General features: G+C 67.6%; 15 protein-coding genes and 2 pseudogenes. 9 read left to right on the forward strand and 8 right to left on the reverse strand.

The window, feature by feature from the left end; translation table 11 throughout:
- Positions 1–241 (reverse strand): annotated as a pseudogene (locus tag K2Y56_RS20730) (hypothetical protein); the annotation flags it as partial.
- A 266-nt stretch (positions 242–507) separates the two neighbouring features.
- Here K2Y56_RS20730 and K2Y56_RS20735 point away from each other — a divergent pair.
- The 7 genes from K2Y56_RS20735 to K2Y56_RS20765 all read left to right on the forward strand — a co-directional run bounded on the left by K2Y56_RS20735 (position 508) and on the right by K2Y56_RS20765 (position 6,451).
- Positions 508–1,803: an alpha/beta hydrolase gene (locus K2Y56_RS20735; protein WP_292512253.1), complete on the forward strand. Its 1,296-nt coding sequence runs from the start codon at positions 508–510 to the stop codon at positions 1,801–1,803.
- A 6-nt stretch (positions 1,804–1,809) separates the two neighbouring features.
- Positions 1,810–2,337, forward strand: a complete 528-nt coding sequence (locus tag K2Y56_RS20740; protein WP_292512126.1) for a gluconokinase — start codon at positions 1,810–1,812, stop codon at positions 2,335–2,337.
- A gap of 145 nt (positions 2,338–2,482) precedes the next feature.
- Positions 2,483–3,361 carry a transglycosylase SLT domain-containing protein gene (locus tag K2Y56_RS20745; RefSeq protein ID WP_292512128.1) on the forward strand — a complete coding sequence of 293 codons (879 nt, stop codon included), beginning with the start codon at positions 2,483–2,485 and terminating at the stop codon, positions 3,359–3,361.
- 393 nt (positions 3,362–3,754) lie between these two features.
- A complete protein-coding gene (locus K2Y56_RS20750; protein WP_292512131.1) occupies positions 3,755–4,639 on the forward strand; it encodes a helix-turn-helix transcriptional regulator in 885 nt (294 codons plus the stop codon).
- Positions 4,640–4,821: 182 nt separating this feature from the next.
- Complete coding sequence (cysE, locus tag K2Y56_RS20755; RefSeq protein ID WP_292512134.1) at positions 4,822–5,667, forward strand: serine O-acetyltransferase; 846 nt, start codon at positions 4,822–4,824, stop codon at positions 5,665–5,667.
- 120 nt (positions 5,668–5,787) lie between these two features.
- The gene (locus tag K2Y56_RS20760; protein ID WP_292512137.1) at positions 5,788–6,000 is read left to right on the forward strand and encodes a DUF3126 family protein; all 213 of its coding nucleotides are present in this window, start codon (positions 5,788–5,790) and stop codon (positions 5,998–6,000) included.
- Positions 6,001–6,121: 121 nt separating this feature from the next.
- Positions 6,122–6,451: a hypothetical protein gene (locus K2Y56_RS20765; RefSeq protein WP_292512141.1), complete on the forward strand. Its 330-nt coding sequence runs from the start codon at positions 6,122–6,124 to the stop codon at positions 6,449–6,451.
- A gap of 43 nt (positions 6,452–6,494) precedes the next feature.
- Here K2Y56_RS20765 and K2Y56_RS20770 read toward each other — a convergent pair whose 3' ends face one another.
- The 5 genes from K2Y56_RS20770 to K2Y56_RS20790 form a co-directional block, all read right to left on the reverse strand.
- Positions 6,495–6,821, reverse strand: a complete 327-nt coding sequence (locus tag K2Y56_RS20770) for a YnfA family protein (protein ID WP_292512144.1) — start codon at positions 6,819–6,821, stop codon at positions 6,495–6,497.
- Positions 6,822–6,919: 98 nt separating this feature from the next.
- Positions 6,920–7,594: a transglutaminase-like cysteine peptidase gene (locus K2Y56_RS20775; protein ID WP_292512256.1), complete on the reverse strand. Its 675-nt coding sequence runs from the start codon at positions 7,592–7,594 to the stop codon at positions 6,920–6,922.
- 221 nt (positions 7,595–7,815) lie between these two features.
- Positions 7,816–8,466, reverse strand: coding sequence for a transglutaminase-like cysteine peptidase (locus K2Y56_RS20780; RefSeq protein ID WP_292512146.1), 651 nt, complete (start codon positions 8,464–8,466; stop codon positions 7,816–7,818).
- 314 nt (positions 8,467–8,780) lie between these two features.
- Entirely contained in the window at positions 8,781–9,407 is a 627-nt protein-coding gene (locus K2Y56_RS20785) for a PilZ domain-containing protein (RefSeq protein WP_292512149.1), read from the reverse strand.
- A 186-nt stretch (positions 9,408–9,593) separates the two neighbouring features.
- On the reverse strand, positions 9,594–10,199 hold the full coding sequence (locus tag K2Y56_RS20790; protein WP_292512152.1) for a PAS domain-containing protein: 606 nt from the start codon (positions 10,197–10,199) through the stop codon (positions 9,594–9,596).
- Positions 10,200–10,441: 242 nt separating this feature from the next.
- Here K2Y56_RS20790 and K2Y56_RS20795 point away from each other — a divergent pair.
- Positions 10,442–11,266 (forward strand): annotated as a pseudogene (locus K2Y56_RS20795) (rhomboid family intramembrane serine protease).
- 161 nt (positions 11,267–11,427) lie between these two features.
- On the forward strand, positions 11,428–11,859 hold the full coding sequence (locus K2Y56_RS20800; protein ID WP_292512155.1) for a CBS domain-containing protein: 432 nt from the start codon (positions 11,428–11,430) through the stop codon (positions 11,857–11,859).
- An 18-nt stretch (positions 11,860–11,877) separates the two neighbouring features.
- Here the strand turns inward: K2Y56_RS20800 and K2Y56_RS20805 are convergent, their stop codons facing one another.
- Positions 11,878–12,903 (reverse strand): patatin-like phospholipase family protein, encoded by a 1,026-nt coding sequence (locus tag K2Y56_RS20805; protein ID WP_292512158.1) that lies wholly within the window; start codon positions 12,901–12,903, stop codon positions 11,878–11,880.
- Positions 12,900–13,322: a phosphoribosyl-AMP cyclohydrolase gene (gene hisI / locus K2Y56_RS20810; protein WP_292512162.1), complete on the reverse strand. Its 423-nt coding sequence runs from the start codon at positions 13,320–13,322 to the stop codon at positions 12,900–12,902. The genes K2Y56_RS20805 and hisI overlap by 4 nt, the downstream gene beginning before the upstream one ends.
- Positions 13,323–13,341: the final 19 nt, after the last annotated feature.

The following is a 13,341-nucleotide window of genomic DNA, read 5'->3' on the forward strand; positions in this document are numbered from 1 at the left end:
CTGGGGCGGCCGCCCCGCCGCCATCCTCGGCGCGCTCGATTCCGACAAGCGCACGCCCGCGCAGAGCCTCGATCACCCCCGCATCCAGATCCACGATCTCGTAGCGCGCAAACGTCCCCTGCGCCGTCGCAACATCCGCACCCTCCACAACCGCGCTCGTCGTCGGACCCGCCGCAGGCAAGACAGACGAACAGCCCGACACCGCCAGGGCGGTGAGCAGGAGGGGGAAGAGGTTACGCATCCAGGACAGCCTGTCGATTTCGCCAGCCTGCTGCCTAGACCATCACGTCGACCATGTCCGTGGCGGGTCTGTCACAGTCGCAGCGTGACGGCCCCGCATTGGACGCCGTCCCCGCTGCCCACACCAGTCCACCTCCCGGCTGACGGGTTGGTCGGGCAGGTGGATGCGATTGCCAATCTCACCCGGACCCGTATAGCGTCCCGCGAAGGATGACAGTCATCGACGCCGCCCAGCCGAGGGTGCGCCGAACAGAGCGCCAGCCTTCGATGACCTTAAGCCTGTCCTACACGCCTCCCGACCTGCAGGAGCCTCGGCCGGGCCAGGTTCGGCGCCGCCACGTCTTCTTCATCCACGGCTACGATCCGGAAGCGCGCAGCCGCTATCGCATGCTGTTCGTGCGCGAGCTCAGCCGTTACGCACGGCGCTTCGGCGAACCCGCGCGTAGGATCTCGCGCGCCGAAATGAGTTCGGACGGCCTCGTCCAGAGCTGGGACGTGGCCGCCCTGCCGGAGGTCGAGGGAGCCGAGACCCGCTACGAAGTGCTCCTCTGGGACGACATCGTCGCGCGGGATTTCGCGCGCTGGCGCGTCGTCAGCGTCGCGCTCCTCCTCGTCGGCATCCTGCACTGGATCGCCACCGGCCTCCTGGTGCGTTTCTATCGGCTCAACTGGAAGATGGGCAACGTCATCGTCTACCCGTTCTGCCTGGCGCTGATCCTCGGTCTCGCCGTCGGTCTGATCGCACATCTGGTCCATGCCCATCTCGGCGACGCCTTCGCACACAGCCTCGGCCTTCCGGTCTGGATTTCGGCCCCGATCGGCATCGTCGCCGGACTGGCCGCCCTGCGCGCGGCCGAGAAACCTCTCGTCAGAGCCTATTTCTGGCAGCTTCTGAACGACTGGGTGTTCAACTGGCAACACGGCAATGGCTGGCGGTCCGATTTCGAGCAGCGTGTCGAGGGAATGGCCGACACCATCCTCGCGGCGCTGAAGACACGGTCCATGCAGGGCGTCGAGGCCGACGAGGTGATGATCGTCGGGCATTCGTCGGGCGCGCAGACCGCCGTCGAGGTGACTGCTCGGATCCTGGCACGCGACGGGAACCTCGGGTCAGGCGGATCGAGCCTCGCACTCGTCACCCTCGGCTCCGGCATCCCCCTGGTGGCGTTTCAGGCCCGAGCCCACGGCCTGCGCCGGGAGATCGCCGAGATCGTCACCTCGCGCCGGCTGGTCTGGACCGAATTCCAGGCGCCGCAGGACTGGATGAACTTTCCCGGCTTCAACCCGGTCCGGCACCTCGCCCTCGACCTCCACGGACGACGCATCACCAATCCGCTCCTGCGGTCGGCGAGATTCCGCGATCTCATCAACCCGGAGACCTACCTGAAGGTCCGCCGCAAGCCGTTCCGGATGCATTTCCAGTTCCTGATCGCCAACGACCGCCGCGGTGACTACGACTTCTTCGCGATGATCCTCGGGCCTCAGCGACTGCGCGAGCGCGTCCTGGCGCCGGTGGTCCCCGGCGCTCGGAGCGCCGGCGCGGTGAGTGCGACAGCGGAGTAGACGCCGATGCCCGCCGGCCTCCCAGCGGACCCACAGGTGCTAGTGGTGATGGGAGTCTCGGGCTCCGGCAAGAGCACCGTGGCGGCCAAGGTCGCCGAGCGGCTCGGTTGGATCTTCGCCGATGGCGACGACTTCCACAGCGCCGCCAATGTCGCCCGGATGCGCTCTGGCCTGGCTCTCGGCGAGACCGAGCGGTCGCCCTGGCTCGCCGCCATCGCCGCCTGGATCGACGCCAAACTCGCTGAGGGCCGCTCCGCGGTGATCGCGTGCTCGGCCCTGAAGCGTCCATATCGCGACGCTCTGGTCCGGGGGCGGCCCGAGGTTCGGATCGCCTATCTCGCCGGCGATCGTGGAGTGATCGCGGAGCGGCTCGCAGGGCGAAGCGGGCACTTCATGCCAGCCTCGCTCCTCGACAGCCAGCTCGACGCCCTCGAACCGCCCGGCATCGACGAGCATCCCATCGTCGTGCCGATCACCGAGACGCCGGATCATGCCGCAGGGCTCGTGATCGAGGGGCTGGCGGCGCCGCTCTGACCGCCGATGCCGCCTGTGTCGTGTGCGCCACAACACGTGGGGAAACGGCGACGTCTGGGCCTGCTGCGCTGTGGCGGGCCGCTTTCCGGCCTCAATTGGGATCGACCTAGACCGTAACGGCTCACGTCATCGTCAGGTCTGCCACATGAATCATCGCCTCCTGCTCATCGCCGTCGCCGCCGCGTGCGTCCCCGCGTCGGCTCTCGCGCAGCAGGCGAATGCGGCCCGCGACAACATCAACGCGCTGATCGAGAGCCAGGCGAAGGCGGCGGGCCTCCCGTCGAGCTTCGTCCATCAGGTGATCAAGCGCGAGAGCAACTACAATCCGAATGCCAAAGGCGGCTCGGCGCTCGGGCTGATGCAGATCAAGCACGCCACCGCGAAAGGCATGGGCTATAGCGGTGACGCGGCCGGGCTCTACGACCCCGCAACCAACCTGCGTTTCGGCATCGCCTATCTGGCGGGGGCCTACCGGGCGGCCAAGGGCGACCTGATCCAGGCCTACACCTACTATAACCGCGGCTATTATTACGCCGCCAAGCGCCTTGGCATCAGCACCAACGTCGCCAGCCTCGAAACAGCTCCGGCTGCCGTCCCGCAATCGGGCGCCGCCTTCGGCAGCCTGTTCGGCCAGCGGCCGGTCGCCGACCCCAATATCACGGCAGCCAATACCGCGCTCGCCTACGCCGCCGCCGATCTGGCGCCGAGCGAGATGGTCGAGGTGCCGCTGCCGCCGCGCCGGCCCGCTTTCGCGGGCGATATGATGATGGCGAGCGCCGCCGTCACCAGCAGCGCGGCCCTCTCGTCCCTCTCTGTGGCGCGTGCAGCAGCAAGTCCGGCATCGACGATGTTCAACGCCGTCGCAGCAAGCGAGCCGCCGGTCACGGAGTCGGTCGAGGTGCCGCTTCCGCCGCGCCGGCCATCGCCTCAGCAACTCGCCTCGGCCGGGCGACCGATCGTCGCGAAGAAGCCCGCATCGGCCGACACGATCCTCGAAGCGTCGGCGCTCCCCGCGAACCAATAACAGCGAGGAACCGTCGGCACGCACGGCCCAGAGCTTCAGTCGGGCCGATTTCCAGTAGAATAGCGCCGAGATCGAGCGCGACGCGCCGAACTTTCCGGCAGCGGGTTCGTTCCGGCGACAAGAGGCGGCCGTCGGGCCCAGACGTGAACGCAGTGGACCCGGTACATGCCGCATGTTGCAGTGCGATGTGGAACATTGCATGCAGGCTTGGCGCGTTGGGCAGGTCGTGATGGCCGCCCGCCATCGTCGATTTGGATCCATGTTGTACGTTCTGAGTTCGCACAGAGATCGTCGGCCAACCGTGCCCGGTGGCTGTTCTCCGAGAAGCGGGGGCGACGTCGCCGAAGCTGCCGCGTTTCCACTCGGCTTCGTCTGCGAAGGTCAGCCTGCGTCATGACCGGTACGCCAGAACAGGAATCGCTCTTCCTTGCCGAGCTCGGCAGGCGAGTCCGCCATGCGCGCACCATTCGTGGCCTATCGCGAAAAGTGTTGTCGCAGAGTTCGGGCCTTTCCGAACGCTACATTGCCCAGCTCGAGAGCGGCCAGGGCAACGTCTCGATCATCCTGCTGCGCCGGGTCGCAAACGCGATGGGCGTTCGGCTCGACGATCTCATCGCCGGCGAGGAACCCTCGTCGGACTGGTACGTGGTCCGTGACCTTCTGGCGACCGCCTCACCCGAGCAGATCGGTTTGGCGAAGGGCATCCTATCGGGCAAGACCGGCTCGGGCGGCGAGACTCTGCAGCCACGCGTCGCTGTGGTGGGACTGCGCGGGGCCGGCAAGTCGACCCTCGGCCGGCGGGTCGCAGACCGGCTCGGATGGTCCTTCGTCGAACTCAATGCCGAGATCGAGCGCGAGAACGCCCTCTCGGTCAAGGAAATCTTCGCGATCTATGGCCAGGAAGGCTATCGGCGCCTCGAACAGGCTGCCCTGCGGCGCCTCACGGAGCGCCCCGGCCCCTTCGTGCTCGCCACCAGTGGCGGCATCGTCGCCGAACCCCTGACCTACGACCTCCTGCTGCAGGCGTTCTTCACGATCTGGCTTCGGGCGAAACCCGAGGAGCACATGCAGCGAGTGCGCGACCAGGGTGAGTTGCCGATCACCGGCGATCACGCCTCGGCGATGCAGGAATTGCGGGCCGTTCTGTTGAGCCGCGAACCGCTCTACGCGCGGGCATCTGCGGTGGTCGACACCTCCGACGTCGGCATCGACGTGATGGTCGACCGCCTGGCGGATGCCATCGAGGCACGGTTCGGGCAGGTGGAGACGACCTCCTAAGGTGTCGAGGTCCGATGGCGACACAGGGGCGCCGGCTCGGATGCCCTTGATCGGCGCCGCGTTGCACACCACGCTACGGATCAAGGTCTGGGCGTGCGGGTGCGAAACGGCGTCCGCCCGCTAAGACGCGGGATGCGCCGAAGAGCCGACCGATGAATTCGCATCCTCCCCGAGGAGCCACGATGTCCGCCAGCCCGTCCTTCTTCCCCGCCGAACCGGCGGTCCTCGATCCCGTCTGGAGTCGCCTGCGCACCGAGGCGGAAACGGTCTTGCGCGACGAACCGCAGCTCGCATCCTTCATCGTGGCGACCATCCTCAACCACGCGACGCTGGAGGCAGCCGTCTCGCACCGGGTCGCGGCGCGGCTCGGTCATGCCTCGCTGTCGAGCGAACTCGTCGCCCATGGCTTCAGCGAGGCCATCGCCGACGATCCGCGCATCGGCCAGGGCTTCAGGGCCGACATCGTGGCGGTGCTCGACCGCGATCCGGCCGCGAGCCGGGCGATCGAACCGGTCCTGTACTTCAAGGGCTTCCACGCCATCCAGGCCCACCGCCTCGCGCACTGGTACTGGAATCACGGCCGGCGCGACCTCGCACTCTACCTCCAGAGCCGCTCCTCCGAGGTCTTCCAGACCGACATCCATCCAGCCGCTCGGGTTGGGCGCGGCATCTTCCTCGACCATGCCACCGGCCTTGTGGTCGGCTCGACGGCGGTGATCGAGGACGACGTCTCGATGCTGCACGCGGTGACCCTCGGCGGTACCGGGAAGCAGGGCAGCGACCGCCACCCGAAGATCCGCCGCGGCGTGATGATCGGGGCCGGGGCCAAGATCCTTGGCAATATCGAAGTCGGCGCCTGCGCCCGCGTCGCCGCGGGATCCGTGGTGCTTCGCCCGGTCCCGCCCAACACCACCGTGGTCGGCGTGCCCGCCCGCGTCGTCGGCGCGGCCGGCTGCGCCGAACCGGCCCGCACGATGGACCAGTTCGTTAATATCGACCAGTTCATCCACATGGCCGAGGGCATCTGAACGCGGCGCTCATGGGTTGCCCGCTTGGGGCCAGCATGGCAATCGATCCCCGACAGCGCGCGAGGAATGCCGCGCGCAGAAGCGGCGCATGCGCCGCATGACGCGACAAAGAGGTTGAGCGTGAACAAGACCGATATCGCGAAGGTCCAGGATTATCTGCGCCGCACCTTCGCCAACACCAATATCCGCCTCGTGGCACGTCCCAAGAAGGACGATTCGGCAGAGGTCTATGTTGGCGAGGAGTTCCTCGGAGTCGTCTCCGTCGACGACGAGGACGGCGACCGATCGTTCAACTTCGCCATGGCGATCCTCGACATCGACCTCGAGGACTGACGCAACAGCCTTCGATGACCTGTGGGCCGCGTTTACCGTGCCGCAGGGAAATCCTTAACACTTCGTAAACATTCGGGCAGAGTGCGCTTCACCAATCGTACCCGGTGGAGCGCGCTCATCCATGGTCATCAGCCCTTCGGCCGTCGAATCGCTTCAGACACTCTTCCTCGGCCTTGCTTTGTCGGGCCTTCTGGCTACGGCCTTCGAACTGTTCACCGAGCGGCGCGCCAGCTTCAGCCTGCTCGAGCGCGGCGGTGTCTCAGCTGCCGCGGCCCTGCCGGTCCTTGCCTTCACTGCCCCATTCATCATCCTGCGCAACACCGTGCGCGGACGCCGCATCGAGGGACGGCCGATCCCCTTCGTGATGATCGCGACGATGATCGCCTGCGGTTGGAGCCTGCTCTCGGGCCGGGTCGTCCTCGACCTCGCCCATTCCATCGCCGGCACCTGAGACGACAGGCAGGGAGGCAGACCACCGGCTTCCTCACTCGGCCTCACGCTCCGCGCGGGGCGAAAAGGATCACGCCGCTACCGGCCAGGCAGATGCATGCGCCGACAATGTCCCACCGATCCGGAGGGTGACCCTCGACGCCCCATAGCCAGGCTATCGCGCCAACGATGTAGATGCCGCCATAGGCCGCGTAGGCCCGGCCTGCGGCGTCGCTCTCTGTCGCCGTCAGCAGGTAGGCGAACAGGACGAGAGCCGCGATGCCGGGCAGCAGCCACAGAGCAGACTTGTCGAGGCGAAGCCAGGCCCAGAAAGCGAAGCACCCGGCGATCTCGGCAAGGGCGGCACCGGCGAAAACGACGTAGGTTTTCATAGGATCGAGCTCATGCGTCCTCGATCCCACGCGGTCAAACCGCTTGGGGTCGCCGCCACGCGGACTGAAGCGGCCTGGACTGCGAGGCGGTTCGCCCCTTAGCGGTTGGCGGTGGTGACCGGCGAGGCGCCGCCGTTCAGGGCGACCCAGGCCATGCCGTGCTGGCCCTCGCGCTTCACGAAGGTGTATCCGGTTCGGGGACCCGAGAGGATCGCGTTGGTCTTGTTATCGAGGATGAGGTCGCCGCGATTGGTGCGGACCATCAGGACCGCATGACCTTCGCCGATATCGTCGATGACCACCGTCATCCGCAGGGCCCTACGGGGAATCCCGCGTTCGATCAGCATGCGGCGCTTGAGGAGCTGGAAGTCCTCGCAATCGCCGAAGCCGTCATCCGGGAAGTCCCAGCGGTCGACGATTCCCCAATGGGCGATGTCGGTGATCGGTTTGATTCGGGCGTTGACGCGGCGGTTGACGCTCGTCAGCGTCCGCCATACCGCCGGGTTGAGGGCGATCGTCACCGGCTGGCTGAGGTCGACGCCGCATTCAGCAGGATAGCGCCCGCACATCACGGTCCAGGCGGCGACAGGTTTGGCGCTGCCGTTCTCCTCGATCACGCTGGCTTCGGGGGGTGCGACGGAGGGCTCCTGCTGCGCGCTGGCGCCACCGAGCAGTAGGATCGAGCCGACGAGCGAGATTTGGATGGCACGGGCGAGGCGCTGGACGACTGGAGCGCCGCAGGCCTCGACATTCTGCAGACCCGCGTGCCGCATGACGCTCGCCTCGCCCTTCGTTGGCTGAGGCATGAGGTTTGCACGGTATGGGTCGAGGCTCAATCGAAAAAACTAAGGAGGAGTTAACTTCTCCCAGAAGGATTGGTTCCAAAAAAGATGCGATGCAATCCTGCAACTTCGAGGGAGGGGTTCCCTGGGGGGTTCGAATCGCGTCCGCACTTATTCGAGCCCAGCCGATCTCGTCCGTCCAGCCTGCCGGCTCAGCGGTTGGCGGTGGTCACCGGCGAGGTGACGCCGCCGAGCGAGACCCAGGCGAGGTTCCCCTGGCTCTCTCGTTTGATGAAGGTGTAGCCGGTCCGGTACCAGGGGAGGACATCGCCGGTCTTGTTGTCGAGGATATAGTCGCCGCGATCCGTCATCAGCGTCAGCACGGCGTGGCCTTCTCCCTTCTCGTCGATCACCACGGTCATCCGCATCGCCCGACGCGGCAGCCCGGCGGCCACGAGCATCTTGCGCTTGAGAAGTTGGTAATCCTCGCAATCGCCGGCGCCGTCCTCGGCGAGGTCCCAGCGATCGGGCACGCTCCAATGATCCATATCGGTCATGGCCCGGACCGACTTGTTGACCCGCTTGTTCACCGACACGACCACGCTCCACAAAGCCGGGGTGAGTGCAACGAGCGACGATTCGCCTGGGTCGAGGGCACATTCGGCCGCGTAAGTCTGGCAGAAGGTTACCCAGGCCGCGATCGGGCGGGCATCGCCGACCGGGACCGCCGCGGCGGAAGCCTGTGGAAGGGCCGCATAGCTCTGGGCGGAAGCGGCCGAAGGCCAGAGAGCGAGGAGCGCGGCACATGCCAGGGCGGAAGCCGCGGCGAATGGCTTGAGATCGGTCCTTGTGCGGCTGCGCATGATCGTTACCCCGTCGATGGAGGTGACGATGCCGCCGAGGCTCCTGTGCCGCGCTGAAACCGATCCGCGCAATTTTATGGAATTGGGCCTCGAGTGGCGGCGCTTTCGGACAGACCGAATTCCAGCCTGTGGCGACCACTCGAACCCGGCGGTTTTCGGTAGCGGTCCGGCAACCATGACGAGGGCGGACGTGGTCCTCGACAACGCCACGGGGCGATAGCCCCGCACCCCCGGTTCGGTCCTCTCCCTGCCAAGCGGTGAGTAAAGCACGTGGAGCTCGGAGGATGACCAGGTTCCGATGAGCTTCGACGGCTTTACAGCAACAGGCCTTCGTGGAAGCGGTCGGGCGAGATGGGCAGCATGAACTGCACGCCGAGACCCCCCTCGAAGTGGCGAACCACTCGGGCGGGCGTCTTCCCGATCATGACGCTCGTTCCGATCGACGGAATCGAGATCGTCGAGAGCGCGGCGCCCGACATCGACATGTCGATGACGCGGACCGGAACCTCTCGGCCGCTTTCGAGCCGCATCATCATGCCAGGCTGGAGCGGAACCAGGCGCTCGTGCGTGCGGCCTTCGGGCAGGCCCAGTATTTCGCGGTTGGTGAGCCAAGTGAGCTGCGAGGCGATCTTGTCGCGCTTGCGCAAGGTGGCCGAGAGCTTCACCGCGAGGCCATTGCTCGTCATCCGCGCGATCGTTCCCTCGATCCGGCCGATCTGCTCGAGATAGAGAACGATCCGCTCGCCGACCTGGCCGAGGACCGCGCAGGTGAGGCGCACTCCGCCCGGCGACATGTCCACCGTCTGGCACGGATATTCCTGCCGGTCCGGAAGCATGTAGCGGCCGAGCAACGTCACCTTGACGCGCTGGTGCCTGCGCATGTCCGAGGGGTTGGCAAGACGCAGCGCCGGCGCGTCGGAAAGGGTGCTGGCCTCGATCATGGCGATGGTGCGTCGGCTCCATCCCGGTCGGCCCGTCGCGACGGGCCTTCCTGGGAAACACGGGTTCACCGCCGGTCAGACGACGAAACGCCGGACTCACCAAGCTGTCCCGCCAACCTATCCTGATCTGGTTACGAAAGGATTTGCTGGTCCTTCCTTAAGAGCAGGGCACCGGCTTCCCTCTGGTCAGGCCCGGCCGCCGGGATGGACGAGGAGGTGGCCGTAGCGGCGCGGCGAGCTGTCGTTGGCCGGCTCGGGCAGACCCTGGAGGACGTCGATCCGCTCCTCAGCCCCAAAATCCTCCGTCCTCAGAACGCGCAGCGAGGTCGTGTCGAGCCGCACCAGCGGATGCAGGCCGAGCCAGTGCGGGACGACATGCGGGCTCAAGGAGCCGAGCACCCGCGATTGCGTCTGGCCGCGATGGCGGAGCGGAAGAAGCAGGAGTTCGAGGTCGACGGTCTCACCCATGGCGGTCTCGCCACGCAATCCCGCCACCATCCCGGCGGTATCGAGGGCGACGGTCTCGACGAGGCGCCACGGGTCGGCGCTCGGCATCGCCCAGAGGGAGGCTAAGTCGCGCCCCCTCAACTCGCGGCTGAACAGGGCGCAGACGCGGGTTCCCGCCAGCCGGAACGCGGCCTGCTCGGCAGCCACGTCGACGGAGAGGATCAGGGCGTCGGCGAGAAGGTTGCGGATCGCGCCGGGGTCGATCTCGCTGCGCTCGGGGGCGGCGCGCGCGCCACGAACACGGTCCCAATAGGCATGCAGCAGGCGGCTGGTCGGATGCTTCATGGTGTCCCGCAGATGGATAGCCCGAACCTGGGCTGTGCGATTACGGATCAGAAACGGATGCGTGACGGTCGCATCCGGGATTGTCCGGGTCGCTGGCGCACACCCTATGCCCGTCAGGTTCGAGCCGCCGCATTAAGCTCTCGGCAAGGTTAACGGCGCGGAGCTTCGGCGCGGGCGGGCAGGTCGGTTTTTCCTGCCGCAGGGGGTTGCGGCCTCCGCTCGTGCGACGACATGGTGCCGGGATGGATGCCATGCCCGATCTGCCGCGACAGAGCCGCGTTCCCGTCTTCAACCTCCCGGGCGTGGTCTCGGCCTCCATCGGCCTGATGGTGGCGATCCATGCGCTCAGGGTGTTCGTCCTCCCCGATACCTGGGACATCACCCTGCTTCTCGACCTCGCTCTGGTTCCCGGGCGTTGAACCGTTGCGCTCGATCCCTCGCGGGCGGATGCACTGCTGGCCGCCGCCTCGGCCCGCATCACCGACCCGAACGTCCTCGACGCCTATCTCGCCTTCGCCCGCTACATCGTCGCCGAACCGACGGCGATGCCCTGGACCTTCGCGACCTACGCGCTTCTCCACGGCTCGTGGATGCACGTCATCTTCAACAGCGTCTGGCTCGCCGCCTTCGGGTCACCGGTGGCCCGGCGCTGCGGGGCGATGCGCTACGGCATCCTCGCGCTGGCCGGCGCGATCGCGGGGGCCGCGCTCCACCTCCTCATCGATCCCTTGAGCCTCGCGCCCTTGGTCGGGGCCTCGGCCGGCGTCTCGGCCCTGATGGCGGCGGCGGCGCGGTTCGTGTTCCAACCGCCGGTCCCCCGCGGCGCGGCGCCGCCCTGGCAGATCCCGGCGCCACAGCCGCTCCAGACGATCCCGGAATTGCTGCGCAATCGCACGGCCGTGGTCTTCCTCGCCGTCTGGCTCGTCACCAATTTCCTGTTCGGAGTCATCGCCCTGCCGCTTGGGGCGGATTCGGGCGCGATCGCCTGGGATGCGCATCTCGGGGGCTTCGCGGTCGGCTTCTTCCTGCTGCCGCTGATCGACCGGCGTGGCCGGCGCGGATCTTAAGGAAACCCTTCCAAGCCGGCGCTTAAGCCACGGCACACGCTTGCCAGATCGCCGCAGCGGCGACACACTCTCCCCATGCAGAGCCGGGAGCCAACCCGTGCCGCCCCGTTCGCGCGATCACTGAACCGCGCTTCATCGACATCTCAGAGGGAGGGAGATCCATGACCGTCGCACGTATCCTGGCCGAGAAGGGCCGCTCGGTCGTCACCATCCAGCCGCATCGCAGCATCGACGAGGCGATCCACCTGCTGGCGGAGAAGCGCATCGGAGCCGTGGTGGTGGCCGAGGCCGATGGCGTGGTGCTCGGCATCCTGTCGGAGCGCGACATCATGCGGGCGCTCGCAGCCAGCGGAGCCGCCGCCTTCGACGCCCCGGTGGCGAACCACATGACCGCCGACGTGGTCACCTGCCAGCGCAGCGCCAGCGTCGAGGAGCTGATGCAGCTCATGACCGATGGCCGCTTCCGCCACGTGCCGGTGGTCGAGGATGGCAAGCTCGCCGGGCTTATCTCCATCGGCGACGTGGTCAAGCGCCGGATTGCGGCCGTCGAGGCCGAGCACCAGGCGATGCGCGACTACATCACCATGGCCTGAGCCGCAGCACCTGGCCGCTCACACCCTCGCGGCGGCGGAGGCCATCATGGCGCGGAGCTCGGGCAAGGCCGCCTTCGCCGCCTCGCGCCCGAGCCGGATCGCGTCCTCGGCCTTGTGGAACTCGAACAGCCCCATTGCGGCAAGCTGGGGATGCACCGAGACATCGGGCGGATCGGTGGCCAGGCGCGCGCGCGAGATCCGGTCCTGGGTGATGTTGAAGGCATCGAGCATGACCCGCGCCATGCCGGGCGCTCCGGGCTCGCGGGCCGGAGGGCGCCGGCCGGAGAGGCGGCGTCTCGCGCCGCGCAGGATCGCCCAACCGCGCCGCGCCGCGATGACCTCGCCGATCTCGCCGGAGACGGTCTCGACCTCTGGCGGATCCTCCGGCGCGGGCAAGCCCGGCCGGGACTCGCAATTCAGGTTCACGCAGACGACGAGGTCGGCGCCGAGGGCGCGCGCGACCTTGACCGGCACCGGGTTCACCAGCGTCCCGTCCATCAGGAGCTTCGCGTCGAGCCGCACGGGCGGGAAGATGCCCGGCAGCGCGTAGGAGGCGCGCATCGCCTCGACCAGCGGTCCGCTTCTCAGCCAGACCTCCTCTCCGCTGCCCAGCGCCGTGGCGACGCTGGCGAAACGTATGGGGAGATGCTCGATGCGGCGGTCGCCGAGGTCCCGCTGCAGCCGCCGCTTCAGGCGGTCGCCGGCGATCAGCCCCGAGCCGAGCCGCACGTCGATCAGGCCCATCACGCTGCGCCGGGTGAGCGACAGTGCGAAATCCTTGAGGATGCCGAGCTTGCCGGCAGCATAGCAGCCCCCGACCACGGCGCCGATCGAGCAGCCCGCCACCACGTCAGGGTGGATGCCGGCTTCCTCCAGAACCTCGATGACGCCGATATGCGACCAACCCCGCGCGGAGCCGCCGCCGAGCGCCAGCCCGATCCGCGGCACGCGCGGTGCCGGAATCGCAACCGGCTCCACCATCCCGGGCGCGAAACCCTCGCGATAAAGCGCGGGGCCGCGATAGGGCAGGCCGTCCCAACTCACGAAGCGGTTCCGAGGCTCGCCCTACCGGTGGCGGGATCGAACGCGACGATGCGGTAGAAGCAGTCGCGCCTCCCCGTGTGGCAGCACCCGCCGTCGCCTCCGACCTCCACGGTGATCAGGAGCGTGTCCTGGTCGCAATCGACCCGCATCTCGACGACCCGCTGGATCTGCCCGCTGGTGGCGCCCTTGTGCCAGAGTTCCGCCCGCGAGCGCGACCAGTACCAGGCCTCGCCCGTCTCCAGGGTCCGCGCCAGGGATTCGGCGTTCATGTACGCCATCATCAGGACGCGGCCGTCCTGCGCATCGACCGCGATGCAGGCGATCAAGCCTTGCGCGTCGAAACGGGGCGTGAAGGCCGTGCCCTCCTCGACCTCGGGGCGCGAACCGGGGCCTGCGAAGCGGGAGGTCCGATCGGTCATCGTGCTCGGCCCGGCCACA

This window comes from Methylobacterium sp., from assembly GCF_019745455.1.
GTDB lineage: Bacteria > Pseudomonadota > Alphaproteobacteria > Rhizobiales > Beijerinckiaceae > Methylobacterium.

Excerpts from the sequence above, each read along its gene's own strand:
- K2Y56_RS20800 (WP_292512155.1), top strand. The coding sequence starts at position 11,428 with ATGACCGTCGCACGTATCCTGGCCGAGAAGGGCCGCTCGGTCGTCACC.
- K2Y56_RS20790 (WP_292512152.1), bottom strand. The coding sequence starts at position 10,199 with ATGAAGCATCCGACCAGCCGCCTGCTGCATGCCTATTGGGACCGTGTT.
- K2Y56_RS20750 (WP_292512131.1), top strand. The coding sequence starts at position 3,755 with ATGACCGGTACGCCAGAACAGGAATCGCTCTTCCTTGCCGAGCTCGGC.
- K2Y56_RS20740 (WP_292512126.1), top strand. The coding sequence starts at position 1,810 with ATGCCCGCCGGCCTCCCAGCGGACCCACAGGTGCTAGTGGTGATGGGA.
- K2Y56_RS20785 (WP_292512149.1), bottom strand. The coding sequence starts at position 9,407 with ATGATCGAGGCCAGCACCCTTTCCGACGCGCCGGCGCTGCGTCTTGCC.
- K2Y56_RS20775 (WP_292512256.1), bottom strand. The coding sequence starts at position 7,594 with ATGCGGCACGCGGGTCTGCAGAATGTCGAGGCCTGCGGCGCTCCAGTC.
- K2Y56_RS20780 (WP_292512146.1), bottom strand. The coding sequence starts at position 8,466 with ATGCGCAGCCGCACAAGGACCGATCTCAAGCCATTCGCCGCGGCTTCC.
- K2Y56_RS20735 (WP_292512253.1), top strand. The coding sequence starts at position 508 with ATGACCTTAAGCCTGTCCTACACGCCTCCCGACCTGCAGGAGCCTCGG.
- K2Y56_RS20770 (WP_292512144.1), bottom strand. The coding sequence starts at position 6,821 with ATGAAAACCTACGTCGTTTTCGCCGGTGCCGCCCTTGCCGAGATCGCC.
- K2Y56_RS20745 (WP_292512128.1), top strand. The coding sequence starts at position 2,483 with ATGAATCATCGCCTCCTGCTCATCGCCGTCGCCGCCGCGTGCGTCCCC.
- hisI (WP_292512162.1), bottom strand. The coding sequence starts at position 13,322 with ATGACCGATCGGACCTCCCGCTTCGCAGGCCCCGGTTCGCGCCCCGAG.
- K2Y56_RS20765 (WP_292512141.1), top strand. The coding sequence starts at position 6,122 with ATGGTCATCAGCCCTTCGGCCGTCGAATCGCTTCAGACACTCTTCCTC.
- cysE (WP_292512134.1), top strand. The coding sequence starts at position 4,822 with ATGTCCGCCAGCCCGTCCTTCTTCCCCGCCGAACCGGCGGTCCTCGAT.